The sequence below is a fragment of the Pseudoalteromonas sp. OFAV1 genome, from assembly GCF_021532595.1.
GTDB classification, from domain to species: Bacteria; Pseudomonadota; Gammaproteobacteria; order Enterobacterales; family Alteromonadaceae; genus Pseudoalteromonas; species Pseudoalteromonas lipolytica_C.
The window spans coordinates 19,765-39,583 of the sequence record NZ_JAKGBG010000028.1 but is presented as its reverse complement, the minus strand read 5'-3'; the positions used below and the strand labels follow the sequence as shown (position 1 = coordinate 39,583).

General features: G+C 40.8%; 21 protein-coding genes. 7 read left to right on the top strand and 14 right to left on the bottom strand.

Features of this window, described 5'->3' with window-relative positions; translation table 11 throughout:
* Positions 1–191 precede the first annotated feature (191 nt).
* Positions 192–1,382 (top strand): acetylornithine deacetylase, encoded by a 1,191-nt coding sequence (gene argE / locus L1267_RS15150; RefSeq protein ID WP_138557241.1) that lies wholly within the window; start codon positions 192–194, stop codon positions 1,380–1,382.
* Positions 1,383–1,633: 251 nt separating this feature from the next.
* Here the strand turns inward: argE and panP are convergent, their stop codons facing one another.
* Positions 1,634–3,262 carry a pyridoxal-dependent aspartate 1-decarboxylase PanP gene (panP, locus tag L1267_RS15145; RefSeq protein ID WP_135926061.1) on the bottom strand — a complete coding sequence of 543 codons (1,629 nt, stop codon included), beginning with the start codon at positions 3,260–3,262 and terminating at the stop codon, positions 1,634–1,636.
* A 248-nt stretch (positions 3,263–3,510) separates the two neighbouring features.
* Between panP and L1267_RS15140 the strand changes: the two genes are divergently transcribed.
* On the top strand, positions 3,511–5,361 hold the full coding sequence (locus L1267_RS15140; RefSeq protein WP_235383310.1) for a bifunctional diguanylate cyclase/phosphodiesterase: 1,851 nt from the start codon (positions 3,511–3,513) through the stop codon (positions 5,359–5,361).
* Here the strand turns inward: L1267_RS15140 and trmB are convergent.
* The 8 genes from trmB to folB all read right to left on the bottom strand — a co-directional run bounded on the left by trmB (position 5,358) and on the right by folB (position 11,513).
* Positions 5,358–6,023 carry a tRNA (guanine(46)-N(7))-methyltransferase TrmB gene (gene trmB, locus L1267_RS15135; RefSeq protein WP_235383309.1) on the bottom strand — a complete coding sequence of 222 codons (666 nt, stop codon included), beginning with the start codon at positions 6,021–6,023 and terminating at the stop codon, positions 5,358–5,360. The two genes, L1267_RS15140 and trmB, sit on opposite strands and share 4 nt — an antisense overlap.
* On the bottom strand, positions 6,023–6,790 hold the full coding sequence (locus L1267_RS15130; protein WP_199526324.1) for an ABC transporter permease: 768 nt from the start codon (positions 6,788–6,790) through the stop codon (positions 6,023–6,025). The genes trmB and L1267_RS15130 overlap by 1 nt, the downstream gene beginning before the upstream one ends.
* Positions 6,790–7,719, bottom strand: coding sequence for an ABC transporter ATP-binding protein (locus L1267_RS15125; RefSeq protein WP_054551082.1), 930 nt, complete (start codon positions 7,717–7,719; stop codon positions 6,790–6,792). Before L1267_RS15125 ends, L1267_RS15130 begins: the two co-directional genes overlap by 1 nt.
* Complete coding sequence (locus L1267_RS15120) at positions 7,716–8,339, bottom strand: flavin prenyltransferase UbiX (RefSeq protein WP_135926065.1); 624 nt, start codon at positions 8,337–8,339, stop codon at positions 7,716–7,718. Before L1267_RS15120 ends, L1267_RS15125 begins: the two co-directional genes overlap by 4 nt.
* 22 nt (positions 8,340–8,361) lie before the next feature.
* A complete protein-coding gene (gene mpl / locus L1267_RS15115; RefSeq protein WP_138557238.1) occupies positions 8,362–9,705 on the bottom strand; it encodes a UDP-N-acetylmuramate:L-alanyl-gamma-D-glutamyl-meso-diaminopimelate ligase in 1,344 nt (447 codons plus the stop codon).
* Positions 9,706–9,866: 161 nt separating this feature from the next.
* Positions 9,867–10,670: an undecaprenyl-diphosphate phosphatase gene (locus L1267_RS15110; RefSeq protein WP_235383308.1), complete on the bottom strand. Its 804-nt coding sequence runs from the start codon at positions 10,668–10,670 to the stop codon at positions 9,867–9,869.
* A complete protein-coding gene (gene folK / locus L1267_RS15105) occupies positions 10,667–11,155 on the bottom strand; it encodes a 2-amino-4-hydroxy-6-hydroxymethyldihydropteridine diphosphokinase (RefSeq protein WP_135926067.1) in 489 nt (162 codons plus the stop codon). Before folK ends, L1267_RS15110 begins: the two co-directional genes overlap by 4 nt.
* 1 nt (position 11,156) lies before the next feature.
* Positions 11,157–11,513, bottom strand: a complete 357-nt coding sequence (gene folB / locus L1267_RS15100; protein WP_135926068.1) for a dihydroneopterin aldolase — start codon at positions 11,511–11,513, stop codon at positions 11,157–11,159.
* 227 nt (positions 11,514–11,740) lie between these two features.
* On the opposite strand from folB, the gene plsY reads away from it, so the two are divergent.
* Positions 11,741–12,349: a glycerol-3-phosphate 1-O-acyltransferase PlsY gene (gene plsY, locus L1267_RS15095; protein ID WP_199526327.1), complete on the top strand. Its 609-nt coding sequence runs from the start codon at positions 11,741–11,743 to the stop codon at positions 12,347–12,349.
* Between the two features lie 2 nt (positions 12,350–12,351).
* Here plsY and tsaD read toward each other — a convergent pair whose 3' ends face one another.
* The 3 genes from tsaD to L1267_RS15080 all read right to left on the bottom strand — a co-directional run bounded on the left by tsaD (position 12,352) and on the right by L1267_RS15080 (position 14,367).
* Positions 12,352–13,365 carry a tRNA (adenosine(37)-N6)-threonylcarbamoyltransferase complex transferase subunit TsaD gene (gene tsaD / locus L1267_RS15090; protein ID WP_135926070.1) on the bottom strand — a complete coding sequence of 338 codons (1,014 nt, stop codon included), beginning with the start codon at positions 13,363–13,365 and terminating at the stop codon, positions 12,352–12,354.
* 62 nt (positions 13,366–13,427) lie between these two features.
* Positions 13,428–14,018 carry a YjaG family protein gene (locus tag L1267_RS15085; RefSeq protein ID WP_135926071.1) on the bottom strand — a complete coding sequence of 197 codons (591 nt, stop codon included), beginning with the start codon at positions 14,016–14,018 and terminating at the stop codon, positions 13,428–13,430.
* Positions 14,002–14,367, bottom strand: a complete 366-nt coding sequence (locus L1267_RS15080) for a putative signal transducing protein (RefSeq protein ID WP_135926072.1) — start codon at positions 14,365–14,367, stop codon at positions 14,002–14,004. Before L1267_RS15080 ends, L1267_RS15085 begins: the two co-directional genes overlap by 17 nt.
* Before the next feature lie 79 nt (positions 14,368–14,446).
* Between L1267_RS15080 and L1267_RS15075 the strand changes: the two genes are divergently transcribed.
* The 4 genes from L1267_RS15075 to L1267_RS15060 all read left to right on the top strand — a co-directional run bounded on the left by L1267_RS15075 (position 14,447) and on the right by L1267_RS15060 (position 18,199).
* Positions 14,447–14,854, top strand: a complete 408-nt coding sequence (locus L1267_RS15075; RefSeq protein WP_135926073.1) for a DUF2721 domain-containing protein — start codon at positions 14,447–14,449, stop codon at positions 14,852–14,854.
* A 52-nt stretch (positions 14,855–14,906) separates the two neighbouring features.
* Entirely contained in the window at positions 14,907–16,433 is a 1,527-nt protein-coding gene (locus L1267_RS15070) for a DUF3369 domain-containing protein (RefSeq protein WP_235383307.1), read from the top strand.
* Positions 16,434–16,551: 118 nt separating this feature from the next.
* Entirely contained in the window at positions 16,552–17,439 is an 888-nt protein-coding gene (locus L1267_RS15065; protein WP_135926075.1) for a LysR family transcriptional regulator, read from the top strand.
* Positions 17,440–17,578: 139 nt separating this feature from the next.
* The gene (locus L1267_RS15060; protein ID WP_135926076.1) at positions 17,579–18,199 is read left to right on the top strand and encodes a 2OG-Fe(II) oxygenase; all 621 of its coding nucleotides are present in this window, start codon (positions 17,579–17,581) and stop codon (positions 18,197–18,199) included.
* Here L1267_RS15060 and ubiA read toward each other — a convergent pair whose 3' ends face one another.
* Both ubiA and L1267_RS15050 read right to left on the bottom strand, forming a co-directional pair.
* Positions 18,200–19,078, bottom strand: a complete 879-nt coding sequence (gene ubiA, locus L1267_RS15055) for a 4-hydroxybenzoate octaprenyltransferase (RefSeq protein WP_135926077.1) — start codon at positions 19,076–19,078, stop codon at positions 18,200–18,202.
* Complete coding sequence (locus tag L1267_RS15050; protein WP_235383306.1) at positions 19,075–19,620, bottom strand: chorismate--pyruvate lyase family protein; 546 nt, start codon at positions 19,618–19,620, stop codon at positions 19,075–19,077. The genes ubiA and L1267_RS15050 overlap by 4 nt, the downstream gene beginning before the upstream one ends.
* Positions 19,621–19,819: the final 199 nt, after the last annotated feature.

The following is a 19,819-nucleotide window of genomic DNA, read 5'->3' as shown; positions in this document are numbered from 1 at the left end:
TCGATACGCCTAAAACTTCTCGCTGAAAAGCGAATAAAAACACTGTCTAAAGTAATGAAATCAGGTTATCGTCGTTTTGTGTTCATAGTACAGTTACACTAATATTTATGCTCAAAAAGTGAATTGATATTCATCATAAATACTTTTATATTGTTATGCAATTAGATTGAATAATTATTTTTGGATTTTTTATGTCTTTACCGTCTTTTTTATCTATGTACCAGCAATTGATTGCAGCGCCTTCAATCAGTGCAATTGAAGATTCACTATGTATGAGCAATAAAGAGGTGATCTCCTTGCTTGCCTCTTGGTGTGAAAGCCTCGGTTTTACTTGCGAAATAACAGAACTGGAGCAAGGTAAAGGCCGTTATAATTTATTGGCAAAACGCGGTGAAGGTGACGGTGGATTAATGTTGGCAGGTCATACCGATACAGTGCCATTTGATGATAGCCGCTGGAATTATGATCCCTTCAAACTCAGCGAGCATAACAATAAATTTTATGGCTTAGGCAGTATTGATATGAAAGGCTTTTTTGCCTTTGTTTTACAAGCGATTAGTGAGCTTGATGCAACAAAGCAAACAGAGCCTTTATTAATCTTAGCAACCGCCGATGAAGAAACCACAATGGCGGGTGCGCAACAAATTTGCCGCCACCCTAACTTGAAACCAGCGCGCTGTATTATTGGTGAACCAACCGATATGACTCCTGTTTTCACTCATAAAGGACATATGAGTACAGCCATTCGGGTAATTGGTCGCTCAGGCCATAGCTCTGATCCTGAACGTGGTTTAAACGCCATCGAAGTGATGCATAAAATGATTACAAAATTGTTAATCATTAAAGAAGAATTAAAGAATAAATATTCAGTTGATCACTTTGAAATTCCGTACCCTACTTTGAACCTTGGCCATATTCATGGTGGCGATAACGCCAACCGTATTTGTGGCTGCTGTGAAATGCACATCGATATGCGACCACTGCCCGGTTTGAGCGTGCAAGAACTGCAGGCGATTTTGCTAAGTGCTGCTGAAGAAATAAATATCCAATACCCAAATGCAGTGAGTGTTATCGACATGCATGAACCTATCCCTGCATTTAGTGGCAGCACAGATACTGCGCTTGTAAAACTAGCTGAAAAAATCTCAGGACAACCTGCTGTTGCTGTAAATTACTGCACTGAAGCTCCCTTTATTCAACAACTAGGTTGCGAAACGATTGTGATGGGGCCAGGCTCAATTAATCAAGCCCACCAGCCTGATGAGTTTTTAGCGATGGAAAAAATAAAACCGTCACAAGAGATAATTAGCAAGATGATTAAAGCAAGCTGCTTTAGTGAATATACCCAAACCACCTCAAGATGCGAGTTTCAGTTGGAATAAAAAGCGATTTAGGCAAGGCATTGATTGCAAATAATAGTGGTTCTATTGTTAAAATCAATAACGCAGTATAAATCGCTTTTAAACCAACCCTCTGGGCGTTTCACAGGCACTTACTCTCATCGTTGTTACTTCTTAAAAGGGACTACCATTCTTGCAAAGTAACGCCTTGATATTAAGCACCTGTGAAACGCTGAATTCTGCATCTTGAGGTGGCTTGGGTATAATAAAAAGGGAGCATAACGCTCCCTTTTTTAATCCATGTACTTACTTAAGTACTTTTTAAATACCGGATCGGTTTTCGCCAGCTCTTTTTGCTCCGCCAAAATATCTTTAAGGATGGCTTTAGAAGTGAGCGGATTTGCTAATACAACTCGAAATACCACAGTTGGTTGATGGTCATATTTTGCAGGTGTCAAACGAGTACGCGATACAAAAGAACGACCGGCTTCACGCTGACGCTTTTGCATACTTGCAGTAAAGCGATTTAATGACGCATAGATGTCGAGCTTGGTCTCTTCGTCGGCGTCTTTTATTTTGGCCTGAATTTCTTTAGGCACATAGCGGTACGTTAATAAACAAAGCTCAGGCTCAGAAATAAGCTCAAAGTCTTCATCCTCTTTAATCATCTGCGCAAAGGTACGCGCCTTTACTATGCCGCGGTCAATCAACATTTCATAGCCTTTACGGCCAATAACACGTAAGCAAGCATGCACTAACATCGCCATACCTGGGCGACTTCCCTCAAGTGTATGACTGCCTAAATCTTTCGAGCCTTTACGAAGAATATACTCGGCATGATGTTCAATCGCATCTGTAGCAGCAGGGTCTTTAAATAACACTAAGCCTGCCCCCATAGGCACATACATTTGCTTATGCGCATCGATAGTGATCGAATCAGCACGCTCTATACCGCTTAGTAGGTGGCGATAATTCGTTGACAGTAAAGTGGCTCCCCCCCATGCAGCATCGACATGAAAATGACAGCCTAGTTCAGCACTTAAATCAGCCATTTCATTGAGTGGGTCTATACTGCCGGTTTCTGTAGTGCCAGCAACCCCTACTAATGCCATCACTTTAATACCTGACGCTTCGAGTTCATAAGCCTTCTTACGCATGGCATTAACGTCAACTTTATTATTCTTATCAGTTTCAATGGCAATAATGTTATCGCGACCAATACCTAATAAGTCGACCGTTTTCCCCAAAGAGTAATGACCCCGCTCAGAAACAAGCACAGCCAACCCTTTATAGCCGTAGTGCAACATACCGGCGATTAAACCTTGTGCTGCAATTCCCTTGTAATCACCATCGGCTTTTAATAGCCGATTGCGGGCAATCCATAATGCGGTGATATTGGCTACTGTGCCACCTGAACAAAACGCCCCAAGAGAGGTTTTAGCGCTATGCATCCACTTGCTGTAAAAAGCATCGTCTTCACTATAGGCTAGATGGTGCATCATGCCTAACACTTGTCTTTCAAGGGGTGTAAACGCTTTTGATGTTTCAATTTTAACTAGGTTCTGGTTCAAGCCCACCATCAGTTTTGATAATGGCAAAACGAAGTGCGGCAATGCCGAGGTCATATGACCAATGAAGCTTGGTGCAGCAGTATGAACAGAATGCGCAACTAACTGCTCCATAATGTCTTGTGCATAGTCAGAGACGAAAGTTGGCTCTTCAGGGATAGTGGCCGACTGAAAATCTTTTTCAATCTCGTGCAAGGGCTTCTCAATCGCCGCTATGTTCTCATTTAAGAACCCAGCAAGATTGCTTGAAATTTCTGATTCGATTTTACTCAAGGTTGAGTCAGGTGCCTCTGGCACCGTAAATATACGAATCAAGCTTTCTTTTGAGGCGACGGCACAACGCTTTTGATCCATCCTAATACCCATTCTAAGCAGCTAAAAATGAATTAGATGTTGAAACATCACCGTTTTCACTTTTGCGGCACTGTTGCTACGAAATTGGCTAACTTTACTGGAATATCACGAAAATGTCTCGTCTAAAGCAAAAAAGCCACGTCTTCGATGACAAAAAAGTGATCTAAAAATGACATTTGCGGTAATTTTATACTATCGATTAAGTCTTTTTTCAGTATAATCAAGTAATAACAGCTAAGGGAGCACTTATGCCCAAAGGAATGCAAAAAACCAGCTGGCTACTTTATGGCTTTGCCGCTTTTTTTGTTAGCTTATTTGGTTACATTTACTATACCTATGAAACCACTCGCAATGAAATAATCACGCATGTTGATAACAAATTATTTAATGCTGCTGTGAGTGTAAAACATATCTTAGGTGATGATTACCATGATCGAGTTAATGCTGGTTTAGCTATCTCTCCTGCTGTATACAAAGAAAAAAGTCGCGCACTCTCTGAGTATGCAAAACAAATGCAACTTGCCTATGTCTATGCCATGGTTAAGCGTGATGATACCGTCTACTTCAGTGCTTCAAGCTATACTCAAAAAGATCAAAATACAGGCAAAGTTACCGAGTTTTTTGACATCTACTCTGAAGCAACAGAATTAAATAAAGAAGCCTTTAATTCAACAGAACCTGTTTATGAAATTTCACAAGATCAATGGGGCTACTTTAAAAGCATTTTCGTAACCTTTGTCGATAACAACGGCCAGACCTACATCACCGGTGCAGACATAACACTTAGCGATTTTAATCAGCAATTGCAATACAGTGTTACTCGCGCAGCAATTACAGCCTGTTTCTTTTTCTTTATAGCAGTATTAATTGCAGGCCTCTATTTTTTACAACTCAAACGTTCACTATCAACAGATGCTCGCACAGGCTTTGCCAATCATGTAGCGCTAGAGTATTACTTAAAAAAGACAACAAAATATCGCATGGAGCTCGCGGTTATCGTCATTAATGAATTAGACGATATCAGTAGCTTTTACGGTACCGAAGTCAGCGATAAAGTTATGGCAAGTTTACTTGGCTACTTCCAAGCACGTTTGCCGAATGACTGCTTTGCCTATCGCCTTGCCACGAATAAGATAGCTTTGTTGCAAACGCGCAGCTCTGACAAAGAATTAGAAGAAATAATTAACACCTTCAACAATGCTATCCCGGTGTTAAAAGAACCGTTCATTTACGTTAGCTTGTATGCAGGCATTGCATCTGGCAACAAGCTTATGCTTATCGAAAATGCCCACATAGCCTTACAGCAAGCAAAGTTTAATAATCAGCGAGTTGTTCGCTATGAAAATGTTTTTAAACAAGTCGAAGAGCGCTTTAGAAATAATGTAACGCTTGCCAAAGAGGTGAAAGAAGCATTTGATAACAATCGCATTGTGCCTTACTTTCAAGCTATTTATGATACCAACACTGAGCAGATTGAGCACTACCAATGCCTAGCGAGATTAGCCAGTGCCCAAGGCCGTATTCATAGTCCTGACTACTTTATGACGGTGCTCAAACGCTCACGTATGGATGGGCTGTTAAGACGTACCATGTTTACCCGTTGTGTTGAGCATTTTAGAAAAACCAACCTAAGCTGGAGCATTAACATCACCGCGCAAGATATTCTTGATCCAAGCTTAAGTGAGTTTTTCGAACAGCAACTAAGACGCTACCCACAGCCTCATAACATTATTTTTCAATTTCATGAAAGCGATGCTATTGCTTATTTTAGTGAGGTAAAAACCTTTATTAGCCTTTTAAAAAATAAAGGAGCGCAGGTGTTTATTAATGAGTTTGGCTCAGGCTTTTCAAACTTACCGCATATTCTAAAATTAGAGATCGATGGTTTAAAACTCGATAAAAACCTTGTGAGTCAAATTCACAGTAATAATGATAACTTTTTGTTTATTGAGAATTTAGTAAAGTACGCTAATCAGCTAAACCTGCAAGTTATCGCTGAGCAAGTCGATAACGAACAAATTGCTGACGCGCTGTCTCGTGCGGGGATTAATTTAATGCAGGGGAGCCACTTTTCATCGCCAGCTCCCTACATTCATTAAAGGTTGATCACTAAACGGTGGCTTTGCTGACCGCTAGCCCAGTATTTACGTTCAAATGGCGTGATTGCTATATCGCTCTCATATAATTGAACATCACAAGGATGTCCTGCAAGCTCGAGCGAGCGGGCAAATTCCTTCACGTAAATATCCCAATTGCTTCTGAGCTCTAAACGACCGCCTAATTTAATGATAAACGGAAAAATAGCAGCGCCATGCCAGCGCCTTTGCAAGTGCTTTGCTTTCGGCCATGGATTTGGGTATAGCAAATAATGATGCGTCGGTTGCCAATTAGCAGCTACCGCTAAACGCCAAAAGTCGTTTAAGTCTGCCTGCACTAAAATATACTGGCCCGCATCGGTTTGCTTGTACTCTATCTCATGCTTCTCTAAGCGATGAGATGACTTATCGATACCAATCACCAACGCATCAGGGTGACGCTTAGCTAAGTTAGCCGTACTTTCACCTACACCACAACACGAATCAAGGATTATAGGCCCTTTAAACGCTTGAACCTTTTCATTTACCTCATCAAAAGCCGCTTGCGTATGCTGTGCAATCGGCTTTTTAAAATCCGCACTTAAGTGCTTTAAAACTATTTCGTCTAACTTTTCATGTAAGCCAGGCTGATTCGATACAATACTTCTCGAATTTGCATCCGTCATTAGTGTCTAAGCCCCACACCACGTTTAATAAGCGTTAACGCTAAAGTAAATAAACCCACAATAAACAAACCAAGTACCCCAAAAGCTACCGATAAGTCGACATCAGACACACCTAAGAAACCATATCTAAATGCATTCACCATATAAATAATTGGGTTTACTTGCGATACGCCTTGCCAAAATTCTGGCAACAAGCTGATAGAGTAAAACACTCCGCCTAAATAAGTCAGTGGAGTAAGAATGAAGGTTGGAATAATACTAATATCATCAAAGCTATTTGCATAAATTGCGTTAATAAGGCCACCTAAAGCAAATACCGCTGAGGTTAAAATAACCGTCGCCATGATCACAAAAATATTATGAATTTGGATATCAACAAACAGCAATGATACACAGGTAACGATTAAGCCAACTAGCATACCGCGGGTCATACCACCGCCCATGTAGCCAAGTACGATAATGTAATTTGGCACTGGTGCAACTAATAGCTCTTCAATACTCTTTTGGAACTTGGTCGAATAAAAGCTTGAAGCTACATTCGAGTAAGAGTTAGTGATCACCGACATCATAATCAGACCCGGTACAATAAACTCCATGTAAGTAAAGCCACCCATATCACCGATACGCGAACCAATCAGGTTACCAAAAATAACAAAATAAAGGCTCATCGTGATTGCTGGCGGAACTAAGGTTTGCACCCAAATACGTAAAAAGCGAATACACTCTTTGATCCAAATACTTTTTAGCGCTACTCCATATTTAAACATTATTCGCCTCGCCCTTGTTCTAATAAGCCTACAAAAAGTTCTTCTAAACGATTTGCTTTATTTCGCATACTCAGCACGGTGTTACCTTGTTCGGTCAACGCGCTAAATACTTGGTTTAAGCCCTGTGACTTCGCCACTTCAACTTCTAAAGTGTGGTCATCAGTTAGTGTATATTTGTAACCTTCAATGCTAATTGGTTGAACTGGCTGCTTTAAATCAAGTACAAAGGTCTCTTTATCAAGCTTGGCAAGTAGCGCTTTGATAGTGGTGTTTTCCACAATCACGCCACTGTCGATAATCGCGATGTTTTTACATAACAGCTCAGCTTCTTCTAGGTAGTGAGTAGTCAAGATGATGGTCACACCTTGCTTATTAATCTCGCGAAGAAAGTCCCACATAGAGCGGCGTAGCTCAATATCAACACCGGCTGTTGGCTCATCTAAAATAAGTAATTTAGGTTCATGCATCAGTGCACGAGCAATCATTAAACGGCGCTTCATACCACCTGACAGCGTACGCGCTTGCTTATCTTTTTTCTCAAATAAACCCAGTTGCTTTAGATACTTTTCAGCACGCTCATGCGCCAGCTTTCTTGGTACACCATAATAGCCCGCTTGGTTAACCAAAATTTGGTTCAGTGTTTCAAATTGGCTAAAATTAAACTCTTGCGGCACTAAACCTAGTTCAGACTTAGCGGCTTCCAAATCTGTATCAATATCATGCCCAAACACCTGGACACGGCCAGCGCTTTTGTTCACTAACGATGAGATAACACCAATGGTAGTTGATTTACCGGCACCGTTCGGACCAAGTAAAGCAAAGAAATCGCCCTGTTGAACTTGTAAGTCGATGCCCTTTACGGCTTCAACACCATTTTTATAAACCTTTTTTAGGCCTTCAATATTTAATGCGATCGTTTTTTCGCTCACTGTTTGCCCTCTCCATAACCCCAACGCTTGGTCAGAGTATGTTCAATGTTTAAATGATCTAAAATTCGCGCCACCATAAAATCAACCAAGTCTGAAATCTGCTCTGGCTGATGATAAAAACCCGGTGCCGCAGGCATAATTGTTACGCCTAGCCTTGCTAGTTTCAGCATGTTTTCAAGATGAATTTCGCTAAATGGCGTTTCACGCGGGACTAAAATCAACTGCCCCCGTTCTTTAATAACCACGTCAGCGGCGCGTTCAAGTAAGTTATCTGACGCACCTACCGCAATTGCAGACACTGAACCTGCACTACACGGACAAACCACCATTTTTTTCGGTGCAGCAGAGCCCGACGCAACAGGACTAAACCAGTTGTCTTTACCAAACACCTTTAGTTGCTCAGGCGCAGCATTAAAAAGCGTGCTTAACTGTTCTGTCGCTTTATCTTCGTTACCTGATAGCTTGATATTCGATTCTGTATCAAAAACCACTCGAGCAGCACTTGAGATGAGTACATACACCTGAAACTGCTGCTGAAGTAACACTTCTAATAACCGTAAACCGTATGGCGCACCAGAGGCACCGCTAAAAGCTAAGGTTATTTTATCTTTAAATTGCATATTTTGACGCTCCATATACCGATTAGTTGTGTTCAAGAGCGGTAATTAAGCGCTGATGAATCCCCTCAAAGCCACCATTACTCATAATTAAAACATGCTGCTTAGGCGCTTTACCTGCAACCACGTGTTTAATAATTTCTTCAGTGCTAGAGCTACAATGCATACCTGCCGCAGCGGCGTATTCTTTGAGTGACCAGCTTAAATTGTCTGGTTCAAATAAATACACCTCATCGGCAGCTTCAAGTGAGTCAATCAAGGTTTGCTGATGCACGCCCATTTTCATGGTATTTGAACGAGGCTCTAAAATGGCAATAATCTTCTCATCGCCCACTTTTGCACGAAGCCCTGCCAAAGTTGTTTTAATTGCCGTTGGGTGATGGGCAAAATCGTCATACACCTTAATCGAGTTAATATCGGCTTTAAGCTCCATACGGCGCTTAGGAGAAATAAACTCAGCCAAGCCCGCAATACTGACTGGTACGGCAATCCCGACATGGCGCGCTGCTGCAATAGCCATGATAGCATTTTTCACATTATGCTCGCCCATCGCTTGCCAACTAACAACGCCTTGAACTTCTCCCTCAAGTAGCACTTCAAATTCGCTACCATCAGCTTTCAGTAAACGGTAATCCCAATCACCTGCCAGCGTTTCGCTTTCGCTCCAAAGACCACGCTCAATCACATCTTGTAAGGCTTCATCTTGGCTTGGCCAAATAACCTTACCGCTACAGGGTAATGTACGCATCAAGTGATGAAATTGTTTCTTTATTGCGTTTAAATCTTCAAAAATATCAGCGTGATCAAATTCAAGGTTATTAAGAATTAAGGTACGTGGTAAGTAATGAACAAATTTACTACGTTTATCAAAAAATGCCGTGTCGTACTCATCGGCTTCGATAACAAAAAATGGCGTTTCACCAACCCGTGCTGACACGCCAAAATTTTGTACTATCCCACCAATTAAAAAGCCAGGCTTCATTCCTGCATACTCTAATAACCAGGCTAACATGCTCGCTGTTGTTGTTTTGCCGTGTGTACCAGCGACAGCTAACACCCACGAATTTTGCAACAGATTATGCTTTAACCATTCAGGACCTGAAGTATAAGGTAAGCCTTTATCAAGCACATATTCAACACAAGGGTTGCCCCGGCTCATAGCGTTACCAATTACTACCATATCTGGCGCAGGCTCTAGTTGAGCAACGTCATAACCTTGGGTGAGCGTAATACCTAGCTCTTCTAATTGCGTGCTCATCGGTGGGTACACATTTTGATCAGAGCCTGTCACTGTATGACCTAACGATTTAGCGATTGCGGCAATACCACCCATAAAGGTGCCACAAATTCCAAGAATATGAATATGCATCTACTGTCCTGAGCAAAATGAATGAGAGATAAACTAAGGCGTTATAATGCCAAATATAAGCTTTACTTACCATGACTAGCGGTCAATAGAGTATTGCCAAATAGCCATCATAAAAAACACCTCAAATTTGAGGTGTTTTTCGAATTAAGTTGAATGGTTATTTACAGCATTAAGAATGCAAACAAACCAACACCAAGTAACAAGCGGTAGATAACAAATGGCATCATACCCATGCGCTCAATAACTTTTAAGAAAAAGAAAATACACGCATAAGCTGATACAAATGATAAGCCTGCGCCGAGTAAAATCGCATGCCAATCAATCGACTCGCCCGCTGTTGCAAGCTGATACACATAATAGGAACCCGCTGCTGCAATGACCGGAATTGACATTAAAAATGAAAAACGCGCAGCACTTTGCTTGTTAAGGCCCAGCATTAAACCTACGGTGATGGTAATACCTGAACGCGATGTCCCAGGGAATACCATAGCCAGCACTTGTGAAAAGCCTAACAATAGCGCACTGAAAAAATTGATTTGGTAAATGTTCTTAACTTGCTTTGCTTTTACATCGGCATACCAAAGTAACAAACCAAACACGATGGTAGAGGTGGCAATAACCCACGCATTTCGCGAGTAACTTTCAACGAAATCTTTAAACAAATAACCAATTAATAATGCAGGAATGGTTGCGACAATAATCCACCAGCCTAAGCGGCTGTCATCGGTGGCACCTTGAGAGCCAAACGATTTAAACCACGCGCCTAGAATGTCTACCACTTCTTTACGGAAATACAATACCACGGCACCTAAAGTACCGACATGAACGGCCACATCAAATGCTAAACCTTGATCGTGCCAACCTAAAACTTGCGAAGGTAAAATTAAATGTGCTGAGCTCGAAATAGGTAAAAACTCAGTCAATCCTTGAATTAAGGCTAAAACAATTATCTCAATAATACTCATGGGTAAGAAAACTCCACCTTCCATAGTTTTTGTTGCGGATTATTATAATTATCCCATAGCTCTGCTAGCGTGCATTTTGCTACAGGGTGAAAAAAATCAGGGGCTATTTCAGCTAAAGGCTGAAGAACAAATGCATTTTTGGTAATTTCATCGCGAGGTAACTGTGCAGGCGAATCACAAATTACGTCATCATAAAATAAAAGATCTAGGTCAAGCGTTCGTGGACTAAACTTTTTGTCATCACGGGTACGGCCATTTTCAAGCTCAATTTCTTTCAATAACTTACACAGTTCAGGTAATGGCATATCGGTTTGCGCCCCTAATACTGAGTTATAAAAGTTACTGCCTGCAAAACCGACCGCTTCACTCTCAAAAACTGATGAGTGAATAAAATCAGGAAAATGTACTTTTAGAGCATCAAGCGCCTGGCGAATATAATGCTCTTTATTAACGTTAGAGCCTAAACTAATAAAAATTTGCGCCATGTTAATATGCCTTGCGACGGGTGATTTCGACTCCCACCGTTTTGGCTTGTGGCACTGCTGCAGGTTTACTCACGCGAATGGTCACTTGCTCAGTTGCAAACTCAGTTAAGATAATGGCCGCTAATTGTTCAACTAAGGTTTCAAGCAGCTCTACTGGTTTTGCTGTTGTATGAGCGATAACCCGCTCGCTGACTTTTGCATAATCAAGTGCAAGGTTAATATCATCAGTCGCAGCTGCCGCAGAAATATCACATAGCATTTCAATATCAAAATACAGGCTTTGTTTACTTTCTTTTTCAAAATCATACACACCGATAATGGTGTCTACATGCAATTGTGATATATATACCTTGTCCATTGATACTCCAAGTGACATAAATATTAAAACACCTCTCATACTAAACGCTTATTGATTTGAATAATCCGCGCTATAAGTTGTCATACTGTTTTAATATATAAAAATTACCCCTACAATAACGGGTAGATGCGATGCATTATTGCTCACATGTTCTACTCAAAAATAGTGGCAGATGGTTTTGCCGCCAATGATAGCCCAAAAGTGCAGATTTAAAAATAAGGAAGCGCGTGTTAACAGCCCTAATGTTAGTTTTAGCCTATTTACTGGGATCGGTCTCATCCGCAATCCTTGTCTCTCGGCTGTTTAAACTACCGGACCCACGCAGTCACGGATCGAACAACCCAGGTGCAACGAATGTCTACCGCTTAGGTGGAAAAGTCCCTGCTGTACTTGTTCTTGTCTTTGATATTTTAAAAGGAACCATTCCGGTTTGGGGTGCTTACTTCTTAAAAATAGAGCCACTTATGCTCGGCTTGATTGGTGTAGCAGCCTGTTTAGGCCATATGTACCCGCTGTTTTTCAGTTTTAAAGGTGGTAAGGCTGTCGCGACCGCTTTTGGCACGTTATTACCCATTGGTTTATCGTTAGGTGGGATGTTAATTGCAACTTGGATCTTAATTATTGCTATCACGCGCTACTCATCTCTTGCAGCGTTAGTCACGGTTTCGTTAGCACCTCTTTATACTTGGTGGATAAAACCTTTGTATACGTTGCCTGTGACCTTTTTAACCGTGTTGATAATTTTCCGTCATAGAGCAAATATCACTCGCTTACTCGCCGGTGAAGAGCCAAAAGTAGGGGCTAAGAAAAAAGCCCCTGAACATGAAGAAGGTTGATGTTAAATAGCCTCTAACGAGTCTATTGGCCAGCGCGGCTTTGTTTTCATATCAAGGCTAGCAAACTGCCCTGCTTTTAAGCGCTGCATACCAGCGTAAGCGATCATCGCACCGTTATCTGTACAAAACTCCGTGCGCGGGTAGTACACACGCCCTTTCATACCTTGCATTACTCGCTCAAGTTGCGCACGCAATTGCACGTTTGCACTCACGCCCCCAGCAATCACTAAGCGCTTGATACCGGTTTGCTTTAATGCACGTTTACACTTGATAATTAAGGTATCAATAACCGCTGTTTGGAATGCATGAGCAATATCCGCTTTAGTTTGTTCATCATCATCGCTATCACGAATAGCGAGTGACGCAGCCGTTTTTAAACCACTGAAACTAAAATCTAAGCCGGGTTTGTCTGTCATCGGACGCGGGAATACAAAGCGCTCAGGTGTACCTTGCTCAGCAAGTTTTGCCAAACGCGGGCCTCCTGGGTAATCAAGCCCAAGTAATTTCGCCGTTTTATCGAATGCCTCACCTGCGGCGTCATCAACTGACTCACCTAATACTTCGTATTCACCAATACCAGATACTTTAACCATCATGGTGTGGCCGCCAGATACTAATAACGCGATAAACGGAAATTCAGGTTTGTCTTCTTCAAGCATTGGCGCAAGAAGATGCCCTTCCATATGATGAACCGCTACCGCTGGTATATTCCAACCATAGGCTAAAGAACGACCAATAGAAGTACCCACAAGGAGTGCGCCAACCAATCCAGGGCCCGCAGTATAAGCAATGCCATCTAAATCTTCTGGGCCACAGCCCGCTTGTGCAAAGGCGGCATCAATTAAAGGTAAGGTTTTACGCACGTGGTCACGTGACGCAAGCTCAGGCACAACACCGCCGTAGTCAGCATGCACTTTTACTTGGCTATACAGTTGATGTGCTAATAAGCCTTGTTCATCATCGTAAATGGCAATACCTGTTTCATCACATGATGATTCAATACCTAAAATTCGCATCAATTACTCCGCCAAGAAAAAATAAACGCGTATTTTACAGTGAAAATACGCATTACTGAATATTAAATTGCAATACCAATGTTGGTTTGACCGTCTGATACCGCAAGCTGTTTGAGTTCTTTTACGTTTTCAGAGCTAATTCGGCCCATTTGCTCTACAAAATCAATTAACTCAGCCAGTACTTCAATTTCATATTGCATTAATGGGTGTTCACGAACTGCTTTATTGTCAGCTACTTCACCATCAACGGTAAGTTGATATTCAATGTAACGTGCCACCGATGCCTGTGAAATTTTACTAATGTTCAAAAACTCTTGGTCATCTTTTGCCATTAAGCCGTGTAACATGCCCAGTAAAGCTGTTGCTGTATCAATAGCAGGGTAAGTGCCAAACATATCAAAATCAGTTAGTTCAGGCACATTAGGCTCTATTTTTTCGATTTGTTTTTCGAGGCTAATTTTACTTTTTGGCAGTAAAATCTTCTCCCAACAAACATTCAAAGCACTACGAAAAACCGCAGCATCACCAAACCCTGTGGCTTCACAGAATAAACTGTAATTAGGCAGCATGCGTTCTAACAAAGCACCACCTAATACTGCTTTTTGTAAATAGTTTAATTCTCTAATGCGTTGAAAATTATTCGCTTTCGTCATTTTTAACAGTCCCGCAAGACCAACAAAGTTCAAATGTTGATCCGTTAAGCTCTTGACACTTTGGGCACACCCAATCAGGAGCCGATTGTTTTACTTGCTGATAGTTTAACAATATTTCTTGCGCCTGGCGCTCTTTTAATGCGTAAACAAGCATATCAACTCCCGTCTGTTCAAAGGGTATCTCTCCCAATGCCCCTTGTAAGAGCTCACCTTGTAACTGACACTCAATACCTTTACTGTTTAACAGCCCTTTAATAATATTCGCTTCAAGACTGTTTTCAGCCTGAAATACTCGTACCCATTTGAACGGTTCAGAGCTAGCGGTTTGATTTAATTTCTTATTTTGCAAATTACTTCTCTTTTACTTTTCTAAATATAAAACCTAAACTACAAAAGCTTTGCCGCAATGCTTATTTCAAGGTAACTACATGACATTAACGACACCAGGACTACTATTTCCTGCGATTTCTTTACTTTTACTCGCTTACACCAATCGTTTTTTGGTGCTCGCCCAACTTATTCGTGAACTGAATGCGCGCGAAGGGGAAAGTATTCGCCCTCTTGTTGTCGCACAAATTACCAACTTAAGAAAGCGCATTAAGTTAATAAGAGTGATGCAAGTATACGGCGTTGCCTCATTTTTAATGTGCACCTTATCAATGTTCGCTTTATTTATAGAATTTAATACCACAGGCATCATCTTATTTGGGATTAGCCTAGCTTGCTTAGCGATGTCACTTTTAACCTCTTTGTATGAGATCCACATTTCATGCGATGCCATCGAAATCGAATTAAAAAATATCGAAAAAAAACCAGTAGCTGATAAGGCAGAGTAAATTTCTGCCTCTATACTTATTGTTACGAGATGCAACAATAAGTGGTGTGTTTGTGGAAGATTTTTTATTTTCTGATGAGCAGCTAGAAGAAAATAACGTTCCTATTGATGAATCAGAATGTTGGCATGTTCTTGTTGTTGACGATGAAGAAGATATTCACCAAGTTACGAAATTAGTGCTAGCTGGCTTCACTTTCGAAAATAAAGGTCTGCGCTTTTATGACGCCTATTCAGCAGCCGAAGCAAAAGAGTTATTAAAGCAAAATATTCCTTTTTCAGTCGCGCTTGTCGATGTTGTCATGGAAACAAACCATGCAGGTCTTGAGCTTATTCAATACATTCGCGATGAAATAGAAAACCATGATATTCGCTTAATTCTGCGTACAGGTCAGCCTGGAGAGGCACCTGAAGAGTCGATTATCCGTGATTATGATATAAACGATTACAAGAATAAAACCGAACTAACGGCTATAAAAATTAAGACGCTTCTTTATTCTGCACTCAGAGGGCATCGCGATATACAAATTATTGATCGCCATAAAAGTGGCCTAGAGCAAATTATTAATGCGTCTGCGAATTTCTTAAAATGCGATAGTGTTAACGAATTTGCATCCACTATTTTAAGTCACGTCACGAATGTAATGGGAATTAATGACGCACAAATCTATTGCGCTGCAGCAGTTAATTTTCAGTCCTCACCGGCGAAAGATTTTCAACTATTAGCCGCGTCGGGAGTTGGGCCAACGCCGAATCAAAATACTATTCCAGATGAGGTGAAAAGTTTATTTATTGACGCCCATGAGCGTAAATCATCATTAAAAACGAGCACCGACTATATTGGTTACTTTCCGACAAAAGCAGGTCTTGAGACCATGTTATATGTTCATAAAGGAAGTAAACTGCAAACAACCGATCATCAACTATTAGAGTTTTACGCGAATAATATTGCCCTAGCCTACGACAACCTTAAGCTTAGAGAAATGGTTAAAGAATCACAAAAAGAGTTGTCTTACATTTTAGGTGAAGCCGTTGAAAAACGCTCTAAAGAAACAGGCTCCCATGTTAAGCGCGTTGCTTTATATAGTGAATTACTTGCAAAACTATCACAACTCAGTCCATTTCAATGTGAAATTATCAAGCTCGCTTCACCACTACATGACATTGGTAAAATTAGTATTCCTGATAGCATTTTAAATAAGCCAGGTAAATTAACTGATGAAGAATGGAAAATAATGCAAACTCATGCAGAAGTGGGTTACGAAATTTTAAAAAATTCAAGTAACGAAATTCTGACTTGCGGCGCTTTGATTTCATATCAGCATCACGAAAAATGGGATGGTTCAGGTTATCCGCAAGGTTTAATTGGCAATGAAATCAACATTGTTGGTCGCATAACCGCCCTTGCCGATGTGTTTGATGCGCTATGTAGCGACCGTTGCTACAAGCTTGCTTGGCCCTTAGATGAAGCACTGTCATTGATAAAAGAGCAACGTTCGAAACATTTTGATCCAAATCTTGTTGACTTGTTACTTGAAAATTTACCACTTTTCCTTGAGATTAAAGATCGTTACCCTGACTAGATGTAACTTTTCTGTAAAACGAACTTCCCAAAACAGGTACTATAATTTACTATGCCACTGTAGATTATAATTATATTGCCTGGATGTAGGGCTTACTTATAACAAGGGACTATATAAAGTGAGATTTGAACAACTTGAACAGTTTGTAGCATTAGGCGTATTAAGGCATTTTCGCCAAGCTGCTGAAAAAACACAAATAAGCACTTCAGCGTTAACCCGGAGTATTCAAACTCTTGAAGACGAAATTGGTTATGAGCTGGTAACTCGCTCAACCCGCTCCGTTAAGTTAACCAAAGAAGGTGAAATTTTCTTAGAATATGCGCAACAAACCCTCGACAATCTAGAAGAAACAAAACAACATCTTTTCGAATCACTAAATGGCTGCGCAAGCGAAAAGCTTGTTATTGGTTACACTAATAAAGCCAGTGCTGTCGTTCCTGTATCTTGCGGGCAATTTTTAGCGCAGTATCCACATGTAAAAATCGAGATGCAACTACAAGAGCAAAGCGAGCTAATGCGTAAGCTACAGCTTGGTGAAATTGATATTAGTGTTTGTTCGCAAGCAATGAATAGTATAGGAAGCGATATCCATTTACCTGACCAACTGATTTTATTTGTTGCTAAAGATCATCCATTAGCGAATAAGAGTGATATCAGCAAACGCGATTTTGCCGACTACCCTATGTACAGCTGCTTTTCACAATCGAAACAAGTACAACAGATGCTAAACGACGCCATTGATTCATTCGATAAGTCAGCCAGTGTTAAAGTAGGTAGTATTGAACAAGTTATGGAAGGACTAAAACGATCGAACCATATTGCAATAGCTAGCATTGAACACGCAAACAATGTTGCTTCTGATCCTGCCTTACAGCTTTTAAAAACCAACAAAGGTGTTGCTCAAGAGCAGCTTGTTATACAAACAAACCAAAAAATCAACGACAACTCTCATGTAAGTCACTTGCTTGATCTTATTGAAAAAATGGCCTTAGCAAGCCAGCACTAGTCGTCTCTTATATCTGCTAGCCTGAATTAAACAGGCTAGCTCTCCCGTCTTTTACTGATCACTTATTTATTGCATAAAAAGCGTGCATCGCATTATTTTTCAGATACACTTACGCACCTTTTTTTTATTGTGTATATAAATGAACGCTCAGCTGATTTCTGACACTTATTTAGATGCAATTGAACAAGCTGGTTATGCTATTGTTGAAAACGCGATTGATGAAACATTAATCAATGATTTAATCGCCGACTGCTATCGTATAAATCCGCATTTTCACACAGCGGGTATTGGTCGTTTAAACGACCAACAAATTGATAAAAATGTCCGTAAAGATAAGACCTTTTGGTTTGATAGTTCAAGCCAAGCACAAATTACTTATCTGGCGACCATGGAAGCAATAAAAACGCAGTTAAATCGTAGTTTTTATTTAGGGTTATTTGACTACGAATGCCATTATGCAAAGTATCAACAAGGTGACTTTTATAAAAAGCACTATGATGCCTTCAAAGGCCGTTCGAACCGTATTTTCACAACAGTTTGTTACTTAAATACGCCAGAATCTGGCGGTGAGTTGGTGATTTACAAGCCGAAAAGTAAAGATATCGAGATTGTCGTAAAACCTCAAGCTGGCATGCTGGTAATGTTTGAAAGCGAACGCTTTATGCATGAGGTATTACCCGCAAATGATGTTCGCTACTCTATTGCGGGTTGGTTCAGAAAAAATGCCTCGATCAGCGGCATTATCGACCCACCTAGATAATTAAAATGGCAGTGGCAAGGATGCTGCTAAACCGATAAAAATCACTAACCCCACATAGTGATTATTCAAAAATGCTTTGAAGCAAGGATCTCGCTCTCGTTTATGAATAAGCATTTGTTGATAAAGTAAAAACCCAACCGCTGCCACTAAACCCAACCAATAAGGCAAACCAAGATGGTTACTCATGCCGATGAAAACAAGAATCGCGATAAATAAGGCATTGAGTAAAAAGATGATGTGTCTGTCATAGCTGGCAAACAAGATTGCCGTTGACTTAACCCCTATTTTTAAATCGTCATCTCTATCAACCATGGCATACATGGTGTCATAAGCCACAGTCCAAACAAGATTAGCGGTAAATAGTAGCCAGGCTTCTAATGGTACTGAACCAATTGATGCCATATAGGCCATCGGAATTGCCCAACTAAATGCAGCACCAAGCACTACTTGCGGTAATTGGGTATAACGCTTCATAAATGGGTAACAAAACGCCAGTGCTAAAGCACCAAATGAAAGCAAAATAGTTGACCAGCTAAGTAACATAACCAATCCGAATGCCACTGCAATAAGTAACACAAACAAACTCATTGCCTCTGCACTAGAAACCAGTCCTGCAGCCAGAGGGCGCTGAGCAGTTCGCTTTACTGAACCATCGATTTTACGATCGGCAAAGTCATTGATCACACAACCTGCACTTCGCATCACAAAGACACCTAAGCTAAACACTACAAAATTTAACAAACTAGGCGTGCCTTGATTAGCAAGCCATAAAGCCCAATATGTTGGCCACAATAGCAACAAAGTACCGATTGGCTTATCCGTTCGCATCAGTTGTTTGTAATAAGGAATGTTTGCGCGATGTAATGCAGCTAATTTCATAAGTAGATATATGCCTCAGGTAAGAACACTTCAGCCACAAGAAAGTGAGCATTTGATAATGCGAACACGCTGCGTCGGCCCCACAATGAATTTGACGGTAAGCCAAGGTGAGCTGTTAACGCTTGAATAGTATGCTGCTGAGAAAATTCAGCCACCTCGATTTCTGTTCGCTGCAAGCTGGGGTCTTGAAAAATAACATCGCCAAGCGGCCTCGTCCCCATATTTAACAACTGCTGTTTCTTTAAAGTATCGTCTGCTGGTAGCCAACTCTGCGCATAAACCATAGGTTTACCATCGCACAATAATAGCACCTCGCGGTTTAATGCCTGACTTAAAGAGGTATTTAGTAGCGCTTGTTGCTCGGCAGTTAAATCAAAAGGCGCTTCGTTTAGTACCTCAACTGAAAAAGCCTGACAGTGACTTTTGAGCTTAGCTGTTAATGAACCGGCTTCAAGCAGCCAACCTTGCTGTTGTTGCGTCAAATCTGGAAATGCTGAAGCAGGCTGCCAATTTGCAGCTAATGAAACTGGGAATGTGATCACAACGACTCATTATTTTTAAAAACCGTGCAAATGATATCACTGCTGCACGTTTGGCAAAAGTCATGATTTAATCTCAAGCACGGTTAAAAATCACAGAACAGCCTGTATCTCAAGCGAATTTGGGTATAGACTAAAACCATTGAAAGGGTGGAATATTTTTAATTATGAAAACATCAGTGTTATCAATTTACTTAGTCAG